This is a genomic window from uncultured Maricaulis sp. (assembly GCF_963975345.1).
In the GTDB taxonomy this organism is placed as follows: Bacteria; Pseudomonadota; Alphaproteobacteria; order Caulobacterales; family Maricaulaceae; genus Maricaulis.
This window is the reverse complement of record NZ_CAXBGE010000005.1, coordinates 69310-92193: the sequence shown is the minus strand read 5'-3', so window position 1 is coordinate 92193 and position 22884 is coordinate 69310. Positions and strand designations below refer to the sequence as shown.

The following is a 22884-nucleotide window of genomic DNA, read 5'->3' as shown; positions in this document are numbered from 1 at the left end:
TGGTTTGCGGAGTTTAAGCGATGCGACTTACTGCCCCACCGGGCTGTCCGGCGCAGATTCACCACCGCCCAACAGATAAACATAAGCAGCCAATGCATCGATCGTGGTGTCGCCGAGCCGGTCTTCCCAAGCCGGCATCACACCATAGGGCCCGCGATAGATTGTGGCCACGATCTGTTCACGCGTGCCGCCATAGAGCCAGTCCTGGTCGGTCAGATTGGGCGCGCCTTGGCTGCGGTCCCCGCTGGCATCGGGCATGTGGCAACTGGCGCACTGGCTGGCATAGGTTACGCCCCCGCGTTCAATCGCATCGGCTGCGGCCTCATGTCCCGATAGGGACAGGATATAATCGGTGACGTCGCCAATCTGCGAGCGGGTCAGCATCCCATCACGTCCAAAGGACGGCATTTGCGAGAAGCGCGTATCGTCATGCTCGGCACGAATGCCGAAACGGATTGTCGTGCGGATATCGTCATACGTCCCGCCCCACAGCCAGACATCATCATTGAGATTGGGGTAGCCGACAAAGCCCTGGGCGCCGGACCCATGACAGGTCGAGCAATTATTGCCGAAGGCTGCGTCGCCGGCGGCGCGAACAAAGCCGAGCAGATCGGGATCGTCCTCGATCGTGTCGATCGAGGCGCCGCGCAGGCGTTCGAAACCAGACGCCCGCGAGGCTTCCAGATCGGCCATTGCGAGGGCGACATTGGCGCGCTCGGAATTATTGCTGAGGCCGCGCGTATGGTCATTCGCCCCGTTGGCCATGCCCGGCAGGGCCGGGATCGCTGGCAGGAAGACCATATAGATGACGCCGATCACAACGCAGGCATAGAAGGTATAAAGCCACCAACGCGGCAACGGCGTATCGAGTTCCTTGATCCCGTCCCATTCATGGCCGGTGGTTTCGGTCCCCGAATGCGCGTCGGTTTCGCGGTTTTCCTCGTGATCAGACATGGGCCTGGTCCTTGCTGGCGCTTTCGATAATCGGTTCATCGCTGTCATTGAGGGGCATGCGCGCCGCCTCGTCGAAGCGTGTCTGGTTGCGCGGCCACAGGGCATAGGTCAGCGCGCCGGTGAAGAGCGCGACGAACAGCAACATGCCCCAGGTCTGTGCGAAACTGGCGAGAAGAGAATACATCATGCGCCCCTATCTCAGATTTTCATCGGCTTCGGCCTCATAGGTGGAGAAGTCCACCATGGTGCCGAGCACTTGCAGATAGGCCACCAGAGCGTCGAGCTCGGAAACCCGGTCCGGATTGCCATCGAAATCGCGCAGGGTCGCCCCGGGATAGCGCGCCAGGAAGCCGTCATAATCCGACGCATAGGGGTCGAGCTGGGTGGTGATGTCGGCCACGGCCGTCTCCACCATCTCGTCGCTATAGGGAACGCCGACGGCGCGCAGGGCGCGCAGATTGGCGGCGACATTGTGATAATCCAGCGTCGCGCTTTCCAGGAAGGCATAGGCCGGCATGATCGATTCCGGCACCACCGAGCGCGGATCGCGCATATGGTCGCGATGCCATTCATCGGAGTATTTGGCGCCAACGCGAGCGAGATCCGGTCCGGTCCGTTTCGAGCCCCACTGGAAGGGGTGATCATACATGCTCTCGGCGGCAAGCGAGTAATGGCCGTAACGTTCGACCTCATCGCGCAAGGGGCGGATCATCTGCGAGTGGCAATTATAGCAACCCTCGCGGACATAGATGTCGCGGCCCAGCTGTTCCAGCGGCGTATAGGGCCGCATGCCGTCGACTTCCTCGATCGTCGAGTCGAGGTAGAAGAGCGGGGCAATCTCGACAATGCCGCCAATCGAAACGGTGACGAGAATCCCGACGGTGAGGATGAGCGAGTTCTTTTCGAACAGCTTCTTGTGGATATCGCTCCACACGCTTTTGCCCTTTGACATAGCGATCTCCCCCTAAGCCGGAATCTGCGCGGGTTGAGGCGATACCGACTCATCCGCTTCGGTCACATCGCTGTTGATCGTGCGATAGACATTGTAAATCATGATCAGGGCGCCAGCGAGATAGAGCAGGCCCCCAACCGCGCGGATGATGTAGGAAATGTGCATCGCTTCAACGGTTTCCACGAAGGAGTATTCCAGGAAACCGAGCGAGTTATAGGCGCGCCACATCAGACCCTGCATGATGCCGGCCACCCACATTGAGGTGATGTAGAGCAGGATGCCGAAGGTCGCGATCCAGAAGTGCCAGTCGACCAGCGCCTTGGAATACATCCCCGCCTTCTTCCACAGCCAGGGCACCAGGCAATACAGCGCTCCGAAGGAAACAAATCCGACCCAGCCGAGCGCGCCGGAATGCACATGGCCGATGGTCCAGTCTGTATAGTGGGACAGCGCATTGACGGCCCGGATTGACATCACCGGCCCCTCAAAGGTCGACATGCCGTAAAACGCGACCGAGATCACCAGCATGCGCACGACCGGGTCGGTGCGCAGCTTGTCCCAGGCGCCCGAGAGCGTCATCAGACCATTGATCATCCCGCCCCAGGACGGCATCCACAGCATGATGGAGAAGGCCATGCCCAGCGTCTGCGCCCATTCCGGCAGCGCCGTATAGTGCAAATGGTGCGGGCCGGCCCAGATATAGATGAAAATCAGCGACCAAAAATGGATGATCGAGAGGCGGTAGGAATAGACCGGCCGGTTCACCCGTTTCGGGATGAAGTAATACATGATCCCGAGGAATCCGGCCGTCAGGAAGAAGCCAACGGCATTATGGCCATACCACCACTGGGTCAGCGCATCCTGGACACCGGAGAAAAGCGAATAGCTGCGCGATCCGACAAAGCTGACCGGCATCGCCAGATTATTGATGATGTGCAGCATCGCAATCGTGACGATGAAGGCGAGGTAGAACCAGTTGGCGACGTAGATGTGCGGCTCTTTGCGCTTCCACAGCGTGCCGAGGAAAACCAGCAGATAGGCGACCCAGATCAGGGTCAGCCAGATATCCGCATACCATTCCGGCTCGGCATATTCGCGCGATTGGGTAATGCCAACCAGATAGCCCGACGCGGCCATCACGATGAAGAATTGATAGCCCCAGAACACGAACCACGGCCAGATTCCGCCGGCAATCCGGGTGCGGCAGGTGCGCTGCACGACGTAAAATGATGTCGCGATCAAGACGTTACCGCCGAAAGCGAAGATCACCGCCGAGGTGTGTAGCGGGCGCAGACGGCCAAAACTGGTGAAGCCCCAATCCTCGATATTCAGAACCGGAAAGGCGAGCTGGAAGGCGATGATCACACCGACCAGAAGGCCGGCCGCGGCCCAGAACAGCGAGGCGATCACCCCGGCCTTGACCAGGTTTTCGTTATATTCGCGCTCGTCGGTTTCGACGCCGCCGCGCGTGATAGAGCCGACCAGGATCAGAATTCCAGTCAGGAAGCCGGCCAGGATCAGCCAGGACTGCCCCTTCATCGCCGCGTCCGGCGCGTAGGCCGCTGCTGACAGAGCCCAAAAGGCCCCGAATACGGTGATCAAGAGCACGATGACGGTACTGAAATCCAGCCCGCTGCGCGTAAGCGATTGCGACGATTGCATTTGTGCCCCCGATATCTGGCCAGTTCTCGGTCTGTGTAGCGCGAGTTTCCACATTTACTGTATGGCAATTTGTCGCGCCCGGTCGCAAACCACAACAAGTGCGTGATTTCCCAAGCGGGACCAAGGTTCGCGCACCTTCGATATTTTATGTGCGGACTGCAAGATACCATCACCGCCGCTCAGTAGTCAGCGAATTCGACCTTGAAGCCATCCTGGCGCAAGGCCGCATGGATTCGGTCCATATGAGCCGCGTCCTGAGCCTCCAATGAGATATCGATATAGGTCACCTTGGCCGGCAGGTCGGAAAACGTCTTGTGATAGGCGACATCAGTCACATTGCCGCCAGCTTCGGCGATGATCCGGGAGACGGCGGAGAGCTGGCCCGGCACGTCGATCAACTCGATCCGAAAACGCGCCAGCCGCCCCGACCGCGCCAAGTCGCGCAGCAAGAGCGAGGACAGGAGCCGGGTATCGATATTGCCACCGGTCAGAACCAGCCCGACCTTCCTGCCGGCAAAGCGGTCCGGATGTGCCAATACCGCCGCCAGCGCGACAGCACCGGCGCCCTCCGGCAAAACCCGCATCCGGGTCAGGAAAAGGTTGAGCGCCCGCTCGATGGTGCGCTCATCGACCAGCAGCACGTCGTCGAGCTGGCCGGTCATGATCCGGCGCGTCAAGGCGCCCGGCTCGCGCACCGCAATGCCTTCAGCCAGCGTCATACCGCCAACGGGCCGCTGGCCGTTGTGGAACAGATTGTGGAAGGCCGGGAACAGATCGGCCTGCACGCCGATGACTTCGATGCCGGGCTTGATCCGCTTCGCCGTCAGCGCGACACCGGAGGCCAGCCCGCCACCACCAATCGGCACGATGATCACATCGAGATCGGGCTGGTCGGCGAGCATCTCTGTGGCCACTGTCCCCTGCCCGGCCATTACCAGCGCATCATCAAATGGATGCACCAACACCCGGCCCTGGGCGGCGCAATATTCATCCGCCAACTTGCTCGCCGCGTCGAAATCGGCACCAGCCAACTCTACCGTTGCGCCTTGGGCCCGCGTCGCATTCACCTTGATCGCCGGGGTGCCGACCGGCATGAAAATCACGGTGTCAATGCCGAGCCGTCGCCCATGCCGCGCCACGCCCTGGGCATGATTACCGGCCGAGGCCGCGACAACGCCGCGAGCGCGCTCATCGGCGGTCAGGCTCATCAGCTTGGCATAGGCCCCGCGTTCCTTGAACGAGCCCGTCGCCTGCAAATTCTCCAGCTTGACCCGGATATCGCAGCCGGCCAGCTCGCTCAACGCCTCGGCGCGCTGACACGGCGTGTGCAGCACTCCGCCCATGCCGTGGGCATGGCAATCAGCGACGAAGTCGAATTCGGCGGCAAATTTTTGGGGTGTATTGTCCGGGGTCATGGCGGGCTCACGGGGCGAGGTCGGGAGTGATCTGGGGGCGAGACCGGGACGGAGGCACAAAAAAACCTCGCCCGGTTGGAGCGAGGTTCGGTCTGCAGCGGCATCAGCATGATGTCAGGCAGGCGCGAGCAGGGCTCCGGTGAGGGACTGGCCGATGATAATCAAAACCAGAACAGCAAGGCTCAAACCGCCAAAAACGAGCAACCGGACGCGGGCCCGGCTATCGTCTGCAAGTTGAAGGGTTTTGGCGCGTGCCATAATCGGCCTCAAAAACTGCCACGTTTCAAACTGTCAGATTTCAAACTGTCTGCGATCACTCACAAAGTCCAGCGCCGGCGAGCATTCACCCCAGCCTGCGCGAAATCATGCACACCTCGCGCGCTACTCGGCCGCCTTCAGTGCGGTGTCCTGCTGCGCGCGCTCATCGCGCCGGCCGAATACCAGCGCTCCGTCTTCCAGCTTGCCGAAGCGGATCGTCAGCATGTCCTGGACATAATTCTGATAGGTGCGCCAGGGCGATTTGATGCCCTGCTGCGGCAGGTGCGCCATCGCTCGCTGGACATAGCTCGATGAGAAATCGAGCATTGGCACGGTTTCCAGATCGGCTGGCGGTGTCGGCACGCAGTAATCCTGCCCTTTGGCGGTCATGTGATTGAGCATGCGGCAGACGCGCTCACAGGTCAGGTCGATCTTCAGCGTCCAAGAGGCATTGGTATAGCCAAAGGCGATCGCAAGATTGGGCACGCCGCTGAGCATCATGCCGCGATAGGTCACCGTGTTGGCGGCGCGGACCATGGCGCCATCGACGCTCAGCGTCATACCGCCGAATAATTGCATCTCCAGCCCGGTCGCCGGGATGATCAGATCAGCCTCAATCTCGTCGCCGGATTTCAACTTGATACCGGTCTTGGTGAAGCACTCGATCTGGTCGGTGACGATGGACGCAGAACCATCGGCCAGCACATCGAAAAAGTCGCCATCCGGTGCCAGACAGAAACGCTGATCCCAAGGATTATAGCTCGGCGAGAAATGCTTGCGGACATCGAAATCCGGACCCAGGCGCAGGCGGATCGCCTTGAGAACCTGACCTTTGACCAAGCGTGGATGGGTCTGGGACAGGTGATAGATATAGATGTTCAGCAGCACATTCTTCGCCCGCGTTACCGAATAAGCGATCTTCGCCGGCAGGATTTTGCGCATGAAATCGGCGAAACCGTCGCGCGAAGGCCGCGCGGCGATATAGGTCGGCGAGCGCTGCAGCATGGTCACATGCGCCGCCGTCTCAGCCATCGCCGGCACCAGCGTCACCGCTGTCGCACCGGACCCGATGATCAAGACTTTCTTGCCAGCATAATCGACCTCTTTCGGCCAGAGCTGGGGATGAATGATGGCGCCGGAAAAATCTTCCATGCCGGCAAAATCAGGCAGATAGCCGTGGGAATAGCGATAATAGCCTGAGCACATCATCAGGAAATTGCAGGTGAGGCTGGTACTTTCCCCGTCGGCACCGCGTTCGGTCCGCACCGTCCAACGCGCCGTCTCGCTATCCCAATTGGCATGGGCTATCCGGGTGCCGAAGCGGATATTGTCTTCGATCCCGTTGCGCCGCGCCGTGTCGGAGACGTATTCGCGGATCGCCGGGCCATCGGCAAACACCTTGCCATCGGTCCAGGGCCGAAAGGCAAAGCCAAACGTGTACATGTCGCTGTCGGAGCGAATGCCCGGATAGCGGAACAGGTCCCAGGTGCCGCCAATCGCGTCGCGTGCTTCCAGGATCGCATAGCTGCGGTCGGGCGACCGGGTCTGAAGATGATAGGCCGCTGCAATGCCGGAAATGCCGGCACCGACAATCAGGACATCAAAATGTTCGTCGGTCATGGAGGCGCTCCTGCGGGCCGGTCGGATTAAAAGTGAACACTGTTCGCTCGACTGGCGCAAGTGCGGTTTGGGTCCGCCGGCCATCAGGCGCTAAGCTCACGCAATCCAGACCGGAGCCCTCCACCCATGGCACTGCAAAACCGCGTCACCCCTTTTGGAGACATCCTCGCCCACCCGGCACGCGGTGGCCTGATGGGCAATCGCGGCTGCCTGCATGATGAACACCGCCAGCTCGGAGAGAAGCGCTGGGCTCACCAGGCCTGGGTCGCCTGCGCGCTTTCCTTCAAGGACTGGCAGCGACAGATCATGCGTCCCGGCGTCTATACCGAGCTCTTCTTCACCGACGAGACCGTCGCTCTCGCCGCCGGTCACCGCCCCTGCGGCATGTGCCGCCATGGTGACTACATGGCTTTCCAGCAAGCCTTTGGTCGCGCCCGTCCCGAACTCGGAGAGCGCCCTTCGCCGGGCGCGATGAACCGGCTCTTGCATGCTGATCGGGTCATGTCGCGCTCGCGGGCCCAGGTCACGCACCAAGCCGACTTCGAGACCTTGCCCGACGAGGTATTCTTCACCTTACCCGGCGCCGGCGAAGCTCTGGTCCGGCGCAAGGGCTCGATCCTTGCCTGGAGCTTCGATGGCTATCGGCCCCGCGAGATCCGCCCCGCTGGCCCCGTCGCCGTGTTGACGCCGCGCATCACGGTCGATGTGATCCGGGCCGGATACCGCGTGCACACCGCGTAAAGCGTCGCTTGGCCATTGCTGCATTCCTGCGCCCCATGCGATAACGGCGCTGCAGCACACACGGAACTCAACCCATGACAGATGCATCGCTCGCCGGACTTGGCTGGTCAGACGATTTTGCGGCCCAGCTTGAACCGGGCGAGCTCGAGGCGACGCCGCCGGCCCGGCTGTGCGATGTGCATCGTGACCGGGTCCAGGCGATGACGCCTGTTGGCGAGATATCCCTGAGCCTGCCAAGCGATATCCAGGCCGGCGATCTGGCGGTTGGCGACTGGGTGCTGGTTGATCCAGCGGAGAACCGGATCGTGCGAGCGCTGGAGCCGCGCTCGGTCCTGCGCCGCCGCGCCTCGGGCACCGTGCTGATGCACCAGTTGATCGCCGCCAATGTCGACACGTTGATGATCGTCACCTCCTGCAATGCCGATTTCAATCCCGCCCGCCTCGAGCGCTATCTCACCTTGGCCGCCAGCAGTCATACCGAGCCGCTGATCGTGCTGACCAAGGGTGATTTGGTGGACAATGCCGACGATTATGTCCGCCAAGCCGAAGCCCTGTCGCCGCATGTCAGCGCCATAACGCTCGATGCCCGCGACACCACAGCGCTGGACCGGCTCCTGCCCTGGCTCAAGCCCGGCGCCACTGCCGCTCTGGTCGGCTCGTCCGGGGTTGGTAAATCGACCATTCTCAACGGGCTCACCGGCGAGGCCAGCGAGACCCAGGGAAACCGCAAGGGCGACAATAAGGGCCGTCACACCACCACATCACGCAGCTTGCGGGCGACCCATTCCGGCGCTTGGTTGATTGATACGCCGGGCATGCGCTCGCTCGGCATGAGCGAAAGCGGCGACGGCATTGACCGCGTCTTCTCCGATCTGACCGAGCTGGCGACGACCTGCAAATTCTCCGACTGCGCCCATCAGTCCGAGCCGGGCTGCGCCATCCAGGCCGGGATCAAGGCGGGCGAGATCGATGCTGACAGGTTCCAGCGCTGGGAAAAACTACTCGCCGAAGACCAGTCCAACAGCGAAACCGCCGCCGAAAAGCGGGCCCGCAAGCGTGGCGTGACGCGCCAGATCAAATCCAGTGTTCAAGGCAAGCGCGGCCGCCAACGCTAGACACAAGACGCGGGCGTAAACCACGAAAATGCGCTAACCTGCCCATCAGAGCTTGAATTGCGGGGGGCATATCATGCGCAATATTCTGATCATTCTGGGCCTGGTCATTCTGGCCGCTGTGGTGCGGATGGCGTTCGTCATCATTCCCGCATCGGGCATGATGGCCGATCTGACACCGGTGACGCCGGGCCAGTGCGAGGCGCTGACCATCGCGCCGGGCACCGAAGACGTTACCATCGATCCAAACTCGGATCTGGTTTTCGTCTCAACCGATGATCGCCGCACCGGTGAGCGTGGCGGCATCTATGCCTTCAACCTCAACGACCCCGACACCCTGCATGAAGTCTCTGGCGATGCGCCGGCCGATTTCCACCCCCATGGGCTGAGCCTGTGGACGGCACCGGATGGCAGCCAGCGCCTGTTCGTCGTCAATCACCGCGCCGGCTTCGACAGCGCGGGCGGCACCCACGCCGTCGAGATTTTCGATGTCGGTGAAAACGGCATGCTGAGCCATGCCGAGAGCATCAGCCATGAGGCCCTGCTCTCGCCCAACGACGTGCTCGCCGTCGGCCCGCGCAGCTTCTACGCCACCAATGACCGTGCCTATCACACTGGCATGATGGCCAATCTGGAAGCCTATTTCGGCCTGCCGCTATCGAGTGTCTCCTATTTCAATGGTAGCCGTGGCGATATGGTTGCCCACGGCATCGCCTATGCCAATGGCATCAACATCTCCGCCGACGGGTCCGAGGTCTATGTCTCTGAATTGCTCGCCCGGCGTATCCGCGTCTATGACCGAGATGCCGCAAGCGGAGCCCTCACTGCCAACCGCGCCCTGCCCGTACCGACAGCGCCGGACAATATCGAGGTCGATGAACGCGGCGATCTGTGGATTGGCGGCCATCCGCGCGTGTTCGATTTCGTCGCCCACGCCGCCGATGCCAGCGCCACCGCCCCGGCCCACGCCGTGCGGCTCAACCCACAAACCGGCGAGACCGAGACGGCTCTCCTGCTGATGGACGGCACCCTCAACGCCTCCAGCGTCGCCGCGATGCGCGATGGCGTGTTGATCGTTGGTGCGGTGTTTGACGACCATGTTCTGGTGTGTCGCGGAACGTAGAACGACACCCTATTGGACCGCCAAAATCTGAGCCTCCAGAGCGTCATCATCGGGCAAAACCCCGGCGGCGCGCAGGCGCGGAATGATATCGCGCCATTGCGGCCAAGCGGCGAAGGCGCGCGAGAAGAGCGGTGTCGCGCCGGCCATATCGCCGCCGGTCGCCAGCGTGATGGCGTGCCAGAACACGACTTCATGATTGTCCGGTGCCAGAGCACTGGCCGCAGCGTAGGCGGCGCTCGCGCCGGCCAGATCGCCTTCGGCCATCGCGTCATCACCGGCCTGCATCAAGGCATAGACGCGGGACAGGCCCAGCAGGCGGCGCAACTCGGCCAAGGGATCAACATTGTCCTCGACGCGAAGATCAACCACACGGCCGCTCCAGGCCGGCAATGCGGCATCGCCGGACACCACCAGCATGGCCGCCGATTGCTTGCCGCGAATATCACCGCCCTCCCCCTGAGCCGCTTCCAGCGCCAGCATCAGGCGTTCAGACAGTGACCCTGTCGAGCTCTCAAACGCTACGGACATCGCCGAGCAGACCGTGCCGTCCCGCATCATATTGGCCTGAACCGAATAGCCCTCACCGGTGATGTGGCAATGCTCGGCGATCGCGTGCTCGCCGGTGTGGACTGCAACGCCACCGCTCGCATCGACCATCGCCACCTGGCGCACATCGATATGTTCGTCTGCCGCGAGCGTCTGCTCCAACGCCTCGGCAGCGCTCGCCCCGGCGCGCATCAGCGCCAGACCGTTTGGGCCGTAGTCGGGCAGGACAAAGGACTGAGTCGCCACCGCGCCAATCCCCGGCTCGGCCCAGATCACCACCGAACCAACGGAAAACCAGTGCGACTGCACAGCGACGCCAAGCTCGCCGGTCGCCGCATCACGCGCGACGATGGAATAGGTGTTGACCGGCCGCAGCGGCCGGTCGGCCGCCTGGACCGCGCTGCCGGCGAGTATCAGCGCTGTGGCGCCAAGGGCGATGGATTTGAATGACATGTCGGGCTCCCCGGAGTTGTGTTGCGAGTATAGGCGGGTTTCGCGGCGGCTGTCAGCGCCCGCACCGAAATCTCCACGCCGCGAGCGGCTGGAGGGATAAGAGGTCACCTCGCTATGGGAGGTGTGTGGGACGCCGGCGAATGCCGGAGCTGAGGTAGATGAGTGGGGGTGACATTCGTGACGTCCCACCAATTCTTCCTGGAAAACGATGGGAGTTTTGTTCAAGCCCCTTGCGGGTCCTGCCTCGAAATGACCGGGGATGCACGGTCGAGCCCTGATGCCGCTCTTCCCCGATCATGGCCTCACCGGAACTTGGGCTGTCAAAGCTTCGTGCGGATGAGCTCCACGCTCCCGATCGCCGCCAGTGGCTGAGCTCACGCCTCCTGTGCGACCGGAACGGGTGGATTATGCGCCAGCGCCAAGGGGGTGGGGATAAACTGACCCATTTTTCGTCATCCCGACGAAAGTCGGGACCTCGATATCATAGGCTCCGCACTTGTCGCGTCGAGGTCCCGGCGTTCGCCGGGATGACGTGGGAAAATTGGGAACCGTGGGGGATAAGCAGGCAATTGCGCACTGCGGTCGCGCCCGGACCCGCTTTTAACGCATAACCCAAATACATACCCGAGGGTCGATTTCTGACGAAACCACCTTACCTGTGGGCTCAGCTTTCATCGCAAGGATACCCGCATGACCTCGACCGCCGCCCTGTTCAAGCCCTTCTCGCTGGGCTCGCTACACCTGCCTAACCGTATCGTGATGGCCCCGATGACGCGCTCCAAGAGCCCGGGCGGCGTCCCCGGCCAGCCTGTGGTCGATTATTATCGCCGCCGCGCCGAGAATGCGGTGGGCCTCATTATTACCGAGGGCACGACCGTTGACCGGCCCGGCGCGAGCTTCGATGCGGCCATACCCAATTTTCATGAATCTGAATCCCTGGCCGGTTGGAAAATCGTCGTTGACGCCGTCCATGCCGCCGGCGGCAAGATCGCGCCGCAGCTCTGGCATGTCGGCCTGGCGCGCAAGCCGGGCACCGGCCCGCATCCCGAGGCCCGCTCCGACAGCCCGTCCGGCATCATGCCCGGCGGCAAGGCGGTCGGCGAGCCGATGAGCGCGGAAGACATTGGCGACACCATCGCCGCCTTCGCCAAAGCCGCCAAGGCCGCGGCCGAGCTTGGCTTTGACGCCATCGAGCTGCACGGCGCCCATGGCTATCTGCTCGACCAATTCTTCTGGAACGGCATGAATCAACGCGATGACCGCTTTGGTGGCGGGCTGGTCGAGCGCACCACCATCGTGCGCGAAATCGTCAAGGCGGTGCGCGCGGAAATCCCAACCGATCTGCCGCTCATCCTGCGCTATTCGCAATGGAAGCAGCAGGATTACAATGCCCGTCTCGCCGAAACGCCCGACGAACTCGCCGCCTTCCTTGGTCCGCTTTCCGACGCCGGCGTCGACATCTTCCACGCCTCGACCCGCCGCTTCTGGATCCCTGAATTCGAAGGTTCCGACCTCAACCTCGCCGGCTGGACCCAAAAACTCACCGGCAAGCCGGCCATCACCGTCGGCTCGGTCGGCCTCAACTCCGACTTCATCGGCGCCTTCATGGGCGAGAACTCGCCCGCCTCCTCGCTGGACGGCCTGATCGAGCGCATGGAGCGCGGCGAATTCGACCTCGTCGCCGTTGGCCGCGCCCTCATCTCCGACCCGGAATGGGCCGTGAAGGTGCGCGATGGCCGGTTCGATGAGCTCGCTGACTTCAACGCCGGGACGCTCAAGGAACTGGTGTGATCTGAGACGCCTGGATCAAGCGAAAACGCCCGGCCGGTTGGTCGGGCGTTTTTGTTTGGGCGAGGATATGGCCGCGCAGAGACACACTGCGCCCACATCCCGTTGCGTTAAGCATATTTTGCACTCCAGCCTGCATTCTACCCGGCGAGGCTCGAAGGTAGAATGATGACACACGGCAGAATTCGGCAGTTTTTCAGTCGAAGCAAAACCCTGAATACGGATATCTTGGCCTGGCCCCTGCTCGTTCTGGCGACCGGCTTGGCGATCACCTATTTCCTGGCCACGCGCGCCGATACAGAGCGGCTTGCAGCGCTGCGTTTCGCGGTCGAGACGCGGGCCGACGACCTCAGCGATCATCTGCAATACCAACTGGTTCAGGAAATGCTGGCAATCGACCGCTTGGGGCAGCGATTTGCGGTGCGGCCGGAAGGCTTGCCCTATGAGGAATGGGTCGCCGACGCCCAAGCCTATCTGGATGACAAGCCCTGGATGCAGGCCATCGAATGGGCCGATACCAGTTACCGCATTCGCTGGATCGAGCCCCTGGTTGGCAATGAAGCGGCGCTTGATCTCGACCTGTTCAGCGTCGAATGGCGCAGGATCGCCATCAGCAATACGGTGCGGAACCGTGAAATGATGGTTACCAATAGTTTCCAGCTGGTGCAGGGCGGGCGCGGCCTGGTTGCCTATTACCCCGTCCACCATGATGACGTACCGGGCGGCCTGATCATCGGCGTTTTTGCGGTTGATCGCCTGATCCAGAACTTGCTTCAAATTAAACAACTCAGCCAGTTTACGATTGCAGTCGAGGAATTGGGTGAGACGATCTGGACTTCGCCGAATTTTGCCGCCGGCTCGGACAATACCGACATGGTTGCGACGGCACCGGTAAGATTCAACGGCGTCGAATGGGCCTTGCGGGTGCAACCGACCGCCGAACTGCTCAATGGTTTCCGGCGTTACGCCGTGCCCACGACCTGGACCGTTGGTTTGCTGCTCAGCCTGTTGGCCGCCAGCGCCGCGATGGCGGCCCTGGTTGCGGGCCGGCGCGCGAAGGCCTTGCGCCGGATGGTGACGACCCTCAATGCCCGTGAAGAAGAGCTCGAAGAGGCCACCCGTCAGGCTCAAAGTGCCAACCGCCTCAAGAGCCAGTTTCTGGCCAATATGAGTCACGAAATCCGCACCCCGTTGAACGGCGTGCTCGGCATGTCGCAAGTGCTTCAAAACACCGGGCTTAATGACGGCCAGCGCAGCATGGTGGCGACAATTCGAGAGTCCGGGGAATCCTTGCTGGGCCTCATCGATGACATTCTCGACCTGTCCAAGATCGAAGCGAACATGCTGGCCGTGAACAATGCGCCCTTCGTGCTCGACGAATTGCTGGCCTCGGTAATGTCTGCCCATACCCTGGTGGCGACGAATTGCGAGCTCGAGCTGACACTTGATGTCGCCGAAACGGCGCGCGGCAGCTTTGTTGGCGACGCCCACAGGCTGAGACAGGTTTTGAACAATCTGATCTCCAATGGCCTGAAATTCACCGAGACCGGCAGCGTCAAAGTCACTGCAGCGTTGCGCCAAGTCGCGGGCGGCGAGGAATTGCTGTTCGAGATTGCCGATACCGGGATCGGCATGGATGCCGAGACTTGCGAGAGGGTGTTTGCACCCTTCATGCAGGCCGATGCCTCGACGTCGAGAAAATTCGGCGGCACCGGTCTGGGACTGTCGATTTCCCGGCGCCTGTGCGAGCTGATGGGCGGCTGGATCCGGGTGACAAGCGAGCCGGGCCAGGGATCAGTCTTCAGCTTCGCCATTCCCGCAATCCGCAGCGAAGTGGCGGCCGGCCAGGCAGCAGAGTCCGGGGCCACGCCTGATGCCGAGGCCGTGCTGGCTCGCACCACCATCCTCGCGGCCGAGGACGTGCTGACAAACCGGCTGGTCCTGCAAAGCCTGCTGACCCCGCGCTGCCACGACATCACCCTTGTCGAGAATGGTGCGCAGGCCATCGAGGCCTGGAAGGTCCAGCGTCCCGACATCATCCTGATGGATATCCACATGCCGGTGATGGATGGCGTCACGGCGATCGAGACCTTGCGGGCGCTCGAAGACGAGCAAAACCTGCCCCGCACCCCGATCATCGCCCTGACCGCCAACACCATGACCGACCAGATCAACACCTATCTCCAAGCCGGCGCCGACAGCCACCTCGCCAAGCCCTACCGGATAGAGACACTGACAGCGGCTATCGTGGATACGCTGGGCGGCAACAGGGTTGAAGTGACGCGCGCAGTGCGGGGTTAGCTGGGCGGATTTTGAAGCTTAATCGATTTTCCGGATTCATGGGTTTGAAGAGTGGGTGCTTCTCACCATTTTGTCCGAGGCGGAAATTGGGTCCGTCCCAGTTGTCAGGATCAATCTCGCCTATATGAATAATGCTAGGAGTTCCACGCCGCATTTTCGTAGATTTCATCGTAGTTCTTGGCATTTACCAGCTCAATCCCCAGCGCTTTGAAAAATACTCCACGGCGCTCATCGTCCGTTGAATCATTTGTCACGTACCAAGATGGCTGCCTCCAATCAGGGCGAATTTTATGAAATTTTGCCCGCTCCAAAAACAACCAACGCAGAAAGCTCTCATCCTTACCCAAACCAAAGCCAAAAATTAGCAGTGGAGCAAAAAAAATGGGTGCCAACCACGTATTCTCACCCCGCCATCCGGAAGACTCATTATTGGCATAAGCTCTTAAACCATCTTTGCCATATAGCATTAGGCGTGCCCGCTGAACCGAGCCCATGTAATGGGTCAAACCCAAGCGAATACTTCTAGAGTACCTCACCATCCCGTGAGGATGCCAAATGGCGAAATTCGAGATCGGCGCATCGATTTCGCGACTCGAATAGTATGAACCCCACGGGTAGAAGTCTGTAAAACTCGGCTCCCCGAGAAACAAGCGCGCGCCAATGGAACCAGAAAGGTTCTGGTCAAAATTGACCGTAATTATCGGCGCTGAGTGTCGGCTCGCCCAGTCGACAATCTTTCGATGATGCTCTTTCGGTTTCCAAGCCTTCATCAGATTACAAAATTCACGCTGGAGACTAGCTCTATCTTCTTTCGGCCGGGCTAGGTCAAGAATGTCAAAAACCTCCGTTTTCGACATCTCCTCCAACTGTCTTTCTGTGAGCGTCATGCCTTGGCTTTTTGCTAGTTGTTCTAGCAAATTCTCCCAACCAGTGTGTCCGCCAACACTCCGGTGACGATTAATCCCATTTCCGATAAACAATGCGGGCGGTTTGGGGGCATCAAGAATCCCGGCCAGTGTATCCGACATGCCACCCCTGCCTTAAGCCATACAATACCGACGGCCCTGTCCTGAGACCATTCAAGGCCCGTCCAGCTACGCCACCGGCCCGCACCTACGAGCGCTCATTCGTCACGGACCATAGCGTGACACGGGGACACGGCCACTTATTTTCTGGATGGCACTCAAATCAAAGCGAAGAGCAGCACTCGCCTCGAACCCTCAGGGTTCACAAGCGCGGCTGCTTCAACCGCTTAGGTCACCCACCCAGAGCGAGATGCGAAGCGATTTGCCGTGAGATAAAAATGGTGCCCGGGGGCGGATTCGAACCACCGACACGCGGATTTTCAATCCGCTGCTCTACCAACTGAGCTACCCGGGCACCGGGTCCGCCTGGCGGCTTTGGGCCGCTGGCGAGAGCGCGGTTTATAAGGTGCGCGCCGCACCCTGTCCACGATGCAGCACGCTGGATCGCAGATTATTTCAGTAAGCTGGCGCTATTCATTGTCCGGCTTGCCAGCGGGGGTTTCATCGGCCTGGTCGGCGGGCTCGCCCGGGATGGCGTAGGCACCGGTGAACCATTTGCCCAGATCGAGATCGGCGCAGCGCTTCGAGCAGAAGGGCTTGAAGGCCTCAACGGGCGGGTTTTTGCACATCGGACAGGTGATTGGTTTGGACATCAGGATTTCACGCCGCAGTCTTCGCGGCCAAATTCGGGGTTCAGCGCGAGGGTGAAACGGGCACCAATCCGCTCGGCCAGAGCGGCGTTCCAGCCGATGCTGTCGGCTTCAAGCCAGGCATGGACCTCGCTTGAGGCCTGCAGGACCAGCTTGCGGGAGCGCTGGGCGCGGGCCTCGCCTTCAAGCCGCCTGATGGCGGCCAGGGCGCAGGTTTCAATGCTGGGACGGCCGCTCTCGTCGAGCTGGATTTCGGACAGGGTGCGGCCACGACGCTGACGTGCCAGCTCGCCGACGCAAAATTGCGATAGCGGCGCGACATCGACCTTGGCGCGGTCATTGCGGAAAGCCTGGCGCAGGGCCTGTTCGACCGCCTTGCGCTCGGGCTGGCCGCGCATGTGGACGAAATCGATCGCCGCAATGCCGCCCAAGCCGCGCAGGCGGATCTGGCGCGCGGCTTCCTTGGCGGCGGAGAGGTTGAGGGCCTGGGCCAGCTGCAGCGGCGAGCCCGTGCCCTTGCGGCCTTCGGCGTCGACATCGACCGTGACCATGGCGCGGGTCTGCTCGATGCAGAGCGAGCCACCGCCGGGAATGGGGGCGACGGGGTCCATCGCCAGTTCAAAAGCTTCCTCGAGATCAAAATCGGTTTCGTCGGCCCAGACGACATCGGCCCCAGAAAAAATCTGCGCCAGGCGCTGGGCCAGGATCGGAGCCGGTTCGAGGCATTCGGGGGCATCGCCAGCGGCGATTTCGACCAGGTTGAGGGTCGGGCCCTTATCGGCAAAGGCTTCACGTGAGACGCGCACGCCAATCGCGGCGCCTTCATGCAAGCCCTTGGGGCGCCCGGCTTTTCCGAACGGCATGAAGCCTTCTTCGCCCAAGCCAAGATCGACGAAAGCGGCATTCAGCGCCGGTTCGACGCGGCGGACGCGGCCGCGATAAAGCTCGCCTTCGACGGCGCGCTGGCGCAGTTCCGACCAACGGTCGAGATGCAGTTCGACCAAGCGGCCATTCTCGGCGATGGCGGCGCGGGTTTCGCCGATATTCTCTTCGATAAGGATCTGGCGAATCATGGGTTTTGCACTTCGTTCTGGGCCTCGGTGACGGGATAGCCACGCCCGGCCAATAGATTGACGGTCTCATACATCGGCAGGCCGACGACGCCGGTATAGGAGCCGATCAACGAGATGACAAAGGCGCCGGCCCGACCCTGAATGCCGTAACCGCCGGCTTTTCCGCGCCATTCGCCGCTGGCGATATAGCTTTCCAGCTCGCGCTCACTGAGTCGCTTTAACTTCACTTTGGTCTCTACCAGCCTTGCCGTTAGCTCACCGTCCGGTGTGCGTAGGGCTATCGCTGTGTAGACGCGGTGATTGCGCCCCGACAGCAGGGCGAGGCAGGCGCGCGCCTGGGTCTCTGTCTCGGCCTTGGGCAGGACGCGGCGACCGACACCGACGACCGTGTCGGCGGCAAGGATGAAAGCATCGCCATCGGAGTGGGCCGAGGCTTTTTCGAGCGCAAGCCGCTGTGCCAGAGGGCCAGGCAGCTCTCCGGGGATTTCGCTCTCATCAATATCGGTGGGCTCGACGGCGTCCGGCGTGATGCCAACGCTGGCGAGCAGGTCGAGGCGGCGCGGTGAAGCGCTGGCCAGGATCAGGCGTGGGCGGGGCTCAGCCATCGGGGCATCCGTTTCGCGCATCCACGCCGCTGTGGATCTTATTTGAAGCGATAGGTGATCCGGCCCTTGGTCAGATCATAGGGCGTCATCTCGACCAGCACCTTGTCGCCGGCCAGAACGCGGATACGATTCTTGCGCATCTTGCCCGCGGTGTGGGCAATGATTTCGTGTTCGTTTTCAAGCTTCACCCGGAAGGTGGCGTTCGGAAGCAATTCCGTAACTTCGCCGGGAAACTCCAATAATTCTTCTTTAGCCATGCGGCTCCTCATACTCGTAAATGCGGGTCAAAAAATGTGTTGATCGGCCCGGCGCCCGGGCCGACTGGGCCCCGGCGCGCGTTATAGTCCCGCCTGCCCCATAAAGTCGAGGCTTCAGGCGCTTTTTCGCGGCAAGTCCCAAGCGGCGATGCGGGCAAGGATGGCATCACGCGTTTGCCGGTAGGCCGCAAGGCGCTGTTCACGGCTGCCGCCGGTCTCGCTCGGATCGGGAATGGGCCAGGCCTGGAACTCGGCTGATTTGTCGGCCGCGTATTGCCGGGCCAGCCGATCAGCGGCGGTCGAGAGCGAGACGACCAGGGCTGCCGGCGGGTCGATCACACCGCTCAGCGCCATCGGCGTAACGTCTTCCATATCGCAGCCCAGTTCGGCCATCACCGCGACCATGTAACCATCAGCAAAGGCCGCCGGAATGACACCGCAGGAGCGGGCCTGGGCCAGATCGCCGAAATGCTGGCGCCACAGAGCGGCGGCCATGGGCGAGCGGATCGCATTGCGACCACACACGAACAGCACAGAGGGCACGCTCATGACGCGGCCCGCCGGTGCAGGGCACAGATCAGGGTGAAGAGGCGGCGCGAGGTGTCGAAATCGACCTCGATCTTGCCCGACAGGCGCTCGCGCAGCAGGGTCGAGCCCTCATTATGGACGCCGCGACGCCCCATATCGATCGCCTCGATCTGGGCCAGCGGCGCATCGCGCACGGCCTCGTAATAGCTCTCGCAGATCAAAAAATAATCCTTGACGATCCGGCGCAGCGGCCCCAGCGCAAACACGAAGGCGCGCACCGGCGTATCGTCTTCCAGCCGGACATCGAACAAGAGCCGGTCGTGCTCGATCGCCAGACGCAAGGCGTAGGGCCCGCTGGTATCGCCGACCGCATCGCTGACCGGACGGAAACTATTGCCCTCAAGCAGATCGGCGATCGCAACACGGCGTTCGTGATCGGCATTGACGTCGCTCGGCCCGATACTGGCGATATCGAGATCGATGCGGACGATCTTGTCGGAGGGAAATTCGCTGCCGGTCATGAATGATCCGTATCATGGCCAGGCCGCCGCGTCGCGGGCCAGGGCTCGCTGATATCGGCCATCGCCAGATCGAGGCATTCGACCTCGAGGCGCATCTCGCCGCCACCGGAGAAAACCAGCACAAGCGCGCCCGACGGCGCCTCGGCGGGCTCAAACCCGATCGAGAGCAGATTGACCACCGCCTCCTCGGCGCCCTGGCGGATATTGTGGGAGCGCGCGGCCAGTACATGTCCGATCTGGAGCCCGCAGCGCACGCGTTGTTTTCGCCCGCTAACTTCCCAGCGGAAGCGGTTGAAAGCGATGGTGAAACTGCGTTGACGGCTGGAGAATTCGAAATCGCCCAATTGCGCCACGGCGTCCTGCAGGGCGGCCGAAATCGCCTCCAGATCCGTGACATCGAGCGCCGTCAGGCGCAGCGGGGCTTGGGCGCGATTCAAATCAGGTCTCCGTCAGTCAGACCGGCGTTCGATGCGGGCACCGCAGCCGGACAATTTCGCTTCCAGTCGCTCGAAGCCACGATCGAGATGGTAGACCCGGTTGACCACGGTTTCACCCTCGGCGGCAAGCCCGGCAATGACCAGCGAGACCGAAGCGCGCAAATCCGTCGCCATCACCTGGGCGCCGCGCAGCAGCGGTACGCCGCGCACGACGGCCTCGCTGCCATGGACGCTGATATCGGCACCCAGCCGGGTCAGTTCCGGCGCATGCATGAACCGGTTCTCGAAAATCGTCTCGCGGATCACCGATGTGCCCTCAGCCAGCGTCATCAACGCCATGAATTGCGCTTGGGCATCGGTTGGGAATCCCGGATAGGGCTGGGTCTCGATATCAACCGCGGTCAGGCGTTCGCCATTGCGCGCCACGCGCACCCCCGTCTCGGTGGCCTCAACCGTGACGCCGGCATCGGTCATGGCACGCCAGAGCGACTTGTTGTGGGCCCACTGCGCGCCGTCGAGAATGCAATCCCCGCCGGTTGCCGCGACGGCGAGGGCATAGGTCGCCGTCTCAATCCGGTCGCCGACAACATGATGTTGCACGCCCTTCAGCCGGGTCTGGCCCTGGATCCGGATCGTGCTGCTACCTGCGCCTTCAACGAGAGCCCCCATCGCTGTCAGCATGGCGGCGAGATCAGCAATCTCCGGCTCGCACGCGGCATTCTCGATCACGGTTTCGCCACGCGCCAATGCGGCGGCCAACATGGCGTGCTCGGTGGCGCCGACCGATGCGAAGGGCAAATCAATCTCGCCGCCGACCAGGCCGCCCGCCGGCGCCTTGGCGTCAACATAGCCTTCAGAGACCTCGATCTGCGCCCCCAGCGCCTCAAGCGCCTTGAGATGCAGATCGACCGGCCGCGCCCCGATCGCGCAGCCACCGGGCAGAGAGACGCGTGCATGGCCCTCACGGGCGAGCAGCGGGCCAAGGACATTGAAGGTGGCGCGCATTTTACGCACCAGGTCATAGGGCGCGAATGTGTCGGCGATGGTCGCAGCGTGCAGGCGAAGCTCGGCGCCCTCGCCCTCCTCGACCGAAACGCCGAGTTCGGCGAGCAAATGCCCCATGAAGCGCGAATCGGCCAAACGCGGCATATTGGTGAGAATCACCGGCTCATCGGTCAGCAGCGCTGCGGCCATCAGTTTGAGCGCCGAATTCTTGGCGCCGCTAATGGGAATACGGCCTTCAAGCCGTGCGCCACCCTGGATGATAATCCGGTCCATTCTCACTCCTCAAGCCGATGAACCTGCATGCAGCGGTTCGAACCCGGCGGGATTATGACCCATCCTGGGGATTTTTCGTGGCAGGGATTGCAGAGGCTTGTGCAGTGGCTGCGGCGTCCGCATCGTCTGTGTCTGCTTCCGCCTCTGGCACAGGGGCGGCGCGGTCGGCCTTGCGCCGGCGCAGATTGGTGCGCAGGGCCGCAGCCAGCCTTGCTTCACGCGTATCGGGATTGCCCGTTGTGGGCGGCTTGCGCGGCGGGGTTGGGGTTTCGCTCATGCCCTTGGTCATGTCGAACGCAGCTCTCCACGTCAAGACGCCCTTGGCGGGAGGGCGGCCATGTATTATACGCCCGGCTTCGCGTCGCGACTTCAGCGACCCGGCGCCGCCATAGCTCAGGGGTAGAGCGCGTCATTGGTAATGACGAGGTCCACAGTTCAATTCTGTGTGGCGGCACCATTTTCCCAGCCTTCATATCGAACGCCATACTGACCACCACACGGCCAGCGCCCCTCAGCCTCAGGCTGACGCATCCTGTGCTGCAGCCGTCTCGCCCCCGGCCGGTTTGAACAGCCCGCGACGGTGCGCGATCACCAGCAGCACGATGACCGCCAGGCTGGACACGACCAGCATCAACACCGAGTCCTCGGGCCCGGCCAGTCCGCCAGACACCCAATCAGGTCCGCTGAATTCGCTGCGCAGCGGCGACTGCTCACGCCAGTCCTGCAGACCGGTCAGCGGCAGGCCGGTGGCGAAAATCGTGTAATTCCACAGCGCATGATTGAGGCCGACAGCCCACAGATTGCGCGTCAGCATATAGGTCACCGTCCATATCCCGCCAATCGTGACCCCGGTGGCGAAGGACAGCCAGCCGCCCCAGTTTGCATTGAAAATATGCGCGGCCGAGAAAATGACGGTCGGCACGAACAGCGCCGCCCAGCTGCCGAAATGGCGCTCGACAATGCCGAAGGCGATGCCGCGGAACACGACTTCCTCGAGCATGGCCGCCCCCAGGATGATCAGCGCGATCCCGCCCATACCGCCGAATCCGCCTGTTCCGACCAGTTGATAGGTGCCCGTTAGATAGAGCGCCGTCACCGGCACGCCGATCAGTACCGCCCCGCCGAAGCCGGTGAGCAGGATTTTCCCCATCGCCGGAGACAGCTCGATCGCCGGCCGTTTCTCGACCCAGCGCACATAGCCCCAATAGCCCAGCACGAAGGCGACCAGCATCAGGACGCGCCGCAGGTAACTCAGCGTCTCTTCGTCCAGATGCAGCAGGCTCTGCAAGAGCGGCAGCAGGGCCAGGCGCGTCAGCGCCGCCATCACCGCGACGGCGATCAGGGCGGCAGCGATCTGGGCAATGGCCCTCAGCGCAGGTTTGAAGTGGGACATGATCAGACCTTTGTCAGTTGAAAGGGGTGATGGAAGCAGGGGGATCTAACATGAGGGTTTCCGCATGACTGAAATTATACAACTTATTGTACAATTTATTGTATAACTCCCAAACGTCAAGCCCGCCGCGCAATACATCGCGAGCGCTGGACCGATCCGCACGGCTTCACTAGATTGCCCGCAGCGCTTCCA

Annotated in this window: 24 protein-coding genes and 2 tRNA genes; 6 read left to right on the top strand and 20 right to left on the bottom strand. The window is 61.9% G+C overall.

Features of this window, described 5'->3' with window-relative positions:
- Positions 1-27: 27 nt before the first annotated feature.
- The 7 genes from ccoP to AAC029_RS06730 form a co-directional block, all read right to left on the bottom strand.
- Positions 28-954 (bottom strand): cytochrome-c oxidase, cbb3-type subunit III, encoded by a 927-nt coding sequence (gene ccoP / locus AAC029_RS06760; protein ID WP_339745468.1) that lies wholly within the window; start codon positions 952-954, stop codon positions 28-30.
- Entirely contained in the window at positions 947-1141 is a 195-nt protein-coding gene (locus AAC029_RS06755; protein WP_339745465.1) for a cbb3-type cytochrome c oxidase subunit 3, read from the bottom strand. The genes ccoP and AAC029_RS06755 overlap by 8 nt, the downstream gene beginning before the upstream one ends.
- Positions 1142-1147: 6 nt before the next feature.
- Entirely contained in the window at positions 1148-1906 is a 759-nt protein-coding gene (ccoO, locus tag AAC029_RS06750; protein ID WP_339745462.1) for a cytochrome-c oxidase, cbb3-type subunit II, read from the bottom strand.
- A 12-nt stretch (positions 1907-1918) separates the two neighbouring features.
- Positions 1919-3568, bottom strand: a complete 1650-nt coding sequence (gene ccoN, locus AAC029_RS06745) for a cytochrome-c oxidase, cbb3-type subunit I (RefSeq protein ID WP_339745459.1) — start codon at positions 3566-3568, stop codon at positions 1919-1921.
- Between the two features lie 179 nt (positions 3569-3747).
- On the bottom strand, positions 3748-4983 hold the full coding sequence (locus AAC029_RS06740) for a threonine ammonia-lyase (protein ID WP_339745457.1): 1236 nt from the start codon (positions 4981-4983) through the stop codon (positions 3748-3750).
- Positions 4984-5097: 114 nt separating this feature from the next.
- Positions 5098-5241 carry a hypothetical protein gene (locus AAC029_RS06735; RefSeq protein WP_339745454.1) on the bottom strand — a complete coding sequence of 48 codons (144 nt, stop codon included), beginning with the start codon at positions 5239-5241 and terminating at the stop codon, positions 5098-5100.
- Positions 5242-5364: 123 nt separating this feature from the next.
- The gene (locus tag AAC029_RS06730) at positions 5365-6861 is read right to left on the bottom strand and encodes an NAD(P)/FAD-dependent oxidoreductase (protein WP_339745451.1); all 1497 of its coding nucleotides are present in this window, start codon (positions 6859-6861) and stop codon (positions 5365-5367) included.
- A 126-nt stretch (positions 6862-6987) separates the two neighbouring features.
- Here AAC029_RS06730 and AAC029_RS06725 point away from each other — a divergent pair, with 126 nt between their 5' ends.
- The 3 genes from AAC029_RS06725 (at position 6988) to AAC029_RS06715 (ending at position 9837) form a co-directional block, all read left to right on the top strand.
- Positions 6988-7602 (top strand): hypothetical protein, encoded by a 615-nt coding sequence (locus AAC029_RS06725; protein WP_339745448.1) that lies wholly within the window; start codon positions 6988-6990, stop codon positions 7600-7602.
- A 74-nt stretch (positions 7603-7676) separates the two neighbouring features.
- A complete protein-coding gene (rsgA, locus tag AAC029_RS06720) occupies positions 7677-8717 on the top strand; it encodes a ribosome small subunit-dependent GTPase A (protein ID WP_339745445.1) in 1041 nt (346 codons plus the stop codon).
- Between the two features lie 73 nt (positions 8718-8790).
- Positions 8791-9837 carry an SMP-30/gluconolactonase/LRE family protein gene (locus tag AAC029_RS06715; protein WP_339745442.1) on the top strand — a complete coding sequence of 349 codons (1047 nt, stop codon included), beginning with the start codon at positions 8791-8793 and terminating at the stop codon, positions 9835-9837.
- A 9-nt stretch (positions 9838-9846) separates the two neighbouring features.
- Here the strand turns inward: AAC029_RS06715 and AAC029_RS06710 are convergent, their stop codons facing one another.
- Complete coding sequence (locus AAC029_RS06710) at positions 9847-10836, bottom strand: DUF1028 domain-containing protein (RefSeq protein ID WP_339745439.1); 990 nt, start codon at positions 10834-10836, stop codon at positions 9847-9849.
- Positions 10837-11526: 690 nt separating this feature from the next.
- On the opposite strand from AAC029_RS06710, the gene AAC029_RS06705 reads away from it, so the two are divergent.
- Positions 11527-12627, top strand: coding sequence for an NADH:flavin oxidoreductase (locus AAC029_RS06705; RefSeq protein ID WP_339745435.1), 1101 nt, complete (start codon positions 11527-11529; stop codon positions 12625-12627).
- A 225-nt stretch (positions 12628-12852) separates the two neighbouring features.
- Positions 12853-14925, top strand: coding sequence for an ATP-binding protein (locus AAC029_RS06700; RefSeq protein ID WP_339745432.1), 2073 nt, complete (start codon positions 12853-12855; stop codon positions 14923-14925).
- Between the two features lie 134 nt (positions 14926-15059).
- Here AAC029_RS06700 and AAC029_RS06695 read toward each other — a convergent pair whose 3' ends face one another.
- The 11 genes from AAC029_RS06695 to AAC029_RS06645 form a co-directional block, all read right to left on the bottom strand.
- Positions 15060-15953, bottom strand: coding sequence for a hypothetical protein (locus AAC029_RS06695; protein WP_339745429.1), 894 nt, complete (start codon positions 15951-15953; stop codon positions 15060-15062).
- 276 nt (positions 15954-16229) lie between these two features.
- Positions 16230-16305, bottom strand: a tRNA-Phe gene (locus AAC029_RS06690).
- Positions 16306-16420: 115 nt separating this feature from the next.
- Positions 16421-16603, bottom strand: a complete 183-nt coding sequence (yacG, locus tag AAC029_RS06685) for a DNA gyrase inhibitor YacG (protein ID WP_339745426.1) — start codon at positions 16601-16603, stop codon at positions 16421-16423.
- A complete protein-coding gene (locus AAC029_RS06680; protein WP_339745423.1) occupies positions 16603-17673 on the bottom strand; it encodes a ribonuclease E/G in 1071 nt (356 codons plus the stop codon). The genes yacG and AAC029_RS06680 overlap by 1 nt, the downstream gene beginning before the upstream one ends.
- Entirely contained in the window at positions 17670-18278 is a 609-nt protein-coding gene (locus AAC029_RS06675) for a Maf family nucleotide pyrophosphatase (RefSeq protein ID WP_339745420.1), read from the bottom strand. Before AAC029_RS06675 ends, AAC029_RS06680 begins: the two co-directional genes overlap by 4 nt.
- A 38-nt stretch (positions 18279-18316) precedes the next feature.
- Positions 18317-18535 (bottom strand): translation initiation factor IF-1, encoded by a 219-nt coding sequence (gene infA / locus AAC029_RS06670; RefSeq protein WP_011643070.1) that lies wholly within the window; start codon positions 18533-18535, stop codon positions 18317-18319.
- A gap of 114 nt (positions 18536-18649) precedes the next feature.
- Positions 18650-19084 carry a low molecular weight phosphatase family protein gene (locus AAC029_RS06665; RefSeq protein ID WP_339745415.1) on the bottom strand — a complete coding sequence of 145 codons (435 nt, stop codon included), beginning with the start codon at positions 19082-19084 and terminating at the stop codon, positions 18650-18652.
- Positions 19081-19584, bottom strand: a complete 504-nt coding sequence (locus tag AAC029_RS06660; protein WP_339745413.1) for a UPF0262 family protein — start codon at positions 19582-19584, stop codon at positions 19081-19083. The genes AAC029_RS06665 and AAC029_RS06660 overlap by 4 nt, the downstream gene beginning before the upstream one ends.
- Positions 19581-20021 carry a DUF2948 family protein gene (locus AAC029_RS06655; protein WP_339745410.1) on the bottom strand — a complete coding sequence of 147 codons (441 nt, stop codon included), beginning with the start codon at positions 20019-20021 and terminating at the stop codon, positions 19581-19583. The genes AAC029_RS06660 and AAC029_RS06655 overlap by 4 nt, the downstream gene beginning before the upstream one ends.
- Positions 20022-20033: 12 nt before the next feature.
- On the bottom strand, positions 20034-21299 hold the full coding sequence (murA, locus tag AAC029_RS06650; RefSeq protein ID WP_339745407.1) for a UDP-N-acetylglucosamine 1-carboxyvinyltransferase: 1266 nt from the start codon (positions 21297-21299) through the stop codon (positions 20034-20036).
- A gap of 52 nt (positions 21300-21351) precedes the next feature.
- Entirely contained in the window at positions 21352-21588 is a 237-nt protein-coding gene (locus AAC029_RS06645) for a hypothetical protein (RefSeq protein ID WP_339745403.1), read from the bottom strand.
- A 93-nt stretch (positions 21589-21681) separates the two neighbouring features.
- On the opposite strand from AAC029_RS06645, the gene AAC029_RS06640 reads away from it, so the two are divergent.
- A tRNA-Thr gene (locus tag AAC029_RS06640) sits at positions 21682-21756 on the top strand.
- A 60-nt stretch (positions 21757-21816) separates the two neighbouring features.
- Here the strand turns inward: AAC029_RS06640 and AAC029_RS06635 are convergent.
- Positions 21817-22692 carry a CPBP family intramembrane glutamic endopeptidase gene (locus tag AAC029_RS06635; RefSeq protein WP_339745400.1) on the bottom strand — a complete coding sequence of 292 codons (876 nt, stop codon included), beginning with the start codon at positions 22690-22692 and terminating at the stop codon, positions 21817-21819.
- Positions 22693-22884 lie beyond the last annotated feature (192 nt).

Bases quoted from the DNA above. Each gene is read 5' to 3' on its own strand.
- rsgA (WP_339745445.1), top strand. From the start codon at position 7,677: ATGACAGATGCATCGCTCGCCGGACTTGGCTGGTCAGACGATTTTGCG.
- AAC029_RS06730 (WP_339745451.1), bottom strand. From the start codon at position 6,861: ATGACCGACGAACATTTTGATGTCCTGATTGTCGGTGCCGGCATTTCC.
- AAC029_RS06725 (WP_339745448.1), top strand. From the start codon at position 6,988: ATGGCACTGCAAAACCGCGTCACCCCTTTTGGAGACATCCTCGCCCAC.
- yacG (WP_339745426.1), bottom strand. From the start codon at position 16,603: ATGTCCAAACCAATCACCTGTCCGATGTGCAAAAACCCGCCCGTTGAG.
- ccoN (WP_339745459.1), bottom strand. From the start codon at position 3,568: ATGCAATCGTCGCAATCGCTTACGCGCAGCGGGCTGGATTTCAGTACC.
- AAC029_RS06660 (WP_339745413.1), bottom strand. From the start codon at position 19,584: ATGACCGGCAGCGAATTTCCCTCCGACAAGATCGTCCGCATCGATCTC.
- AAC029_RS06675 (WP_339745420.1), bottom strand. From the start codon at position 18,278: ATGGCTGAGCCCCGCCCACGCCTGATCCTGGCCAGCGCTTCACCGCGC.
- AAC029_RS06755 (WP_339745465.1), bottom strand. From the start codon at position 1,141: ATGATGTATTCTCTTCTCGCCAGTTTCGCACAGACCTGGGGCATGTTG.
- AAC029_RS06710 (WP_339745439.1), bottom strand. From the start codon at position 10,836: ATGTCATTCAAATCCATCGCCCTTGGCGCCACAGCGCTGATACTCGCC.
- AAC029_RS06635 (WP_339745400.1), bottom strand. From the start codon at position 22,692: ATGTCCCACTTCAAACCTGCGCTGAGGGCCATTGCCCAGATCGCTGCC.
- AAC029_RS06695 (WP_339745429.1), bottom strand. From the start codon at position 15,953: ATGTCGGATACACTGGCCGGGATTCTTGATGCCCCCAAACCGCCCGCA.
- ccoO (WP_339745462.1), bottom strand. From the start codon at position 1,906: ATGTCAAAGGGCAAAAGCGTGTGGAGCGATATCCACAAGAAGCTGTTC.
- AAC029_RS06645 (WP_339745403.1), bottom strand. From the start codon at position 21,588: ATGACCAAGGGCATGAGCGAAACCCCAACCCCGCCGCGCAAGCCGCCC.
- AAC029_RS06705 (WP_339745435.1), top strand. From the start codon at position 11,527: ATGACCTCGACCGCCGCCCTGTTCAAGCCCTTCTCGCTGGGCTCGCTA.
- infA (WP_011643070.1), bottom strand. From the start codon at position 18,535: ATGGCTAAAGAAGAATTATTGGAGTTTCCCGGCGAAGTTACGGAATTG.
- AAC029_RS06665 (WP_339745415.1), bottom strand. From the start codon at position 19,084: ATGAGCGTGCCCTCTGTGCTGTTCGTGTGTGGTCGCAATGCGATCCGC.
- ccoP (WP_339745468.1), bottom strand. From the start codon at position 954: ATGTCTGATCACGAGGAAAACCGCGAAACCGACGCGCATTCGGGGACC.
- AAC029_RS06740 (WP_339745457.1), bottom strand. From the start codon at position 4,983: ATGACCCCGGACAATACACCCCAAAAATTTGCCGCCGAATTCGACTTC.
- AAC029_RS06715 (WP_339745442.1), top strand. From the start codon at position 8,791: ATGCGCAATATTCTGATCATTCTGGGCCTGGTCATTCTGGCCGCTGTG.
- AAC029_RS06735 (WP_339745454.1), bottom strand. From the start codon at position 5,241: ATGGCACGCGCCAAAACCCTTCAACTTGCAGACGATAGCCGGGCCCGC.
- murA (WP_339745407.1), bottom strand. From the start codon at position 21,299: ATGGACCGGATTATCATCCAGGGTGGCGCACGGCTTGAAGGCCGTATT.
- AAC029_RS06680 (WP_339745423.1), bottom strand. From the start codon at position 17,673: ATGATTCGCCAGATCCTTATCGAAGAGAATATCGGCGAAACCCGCGCC.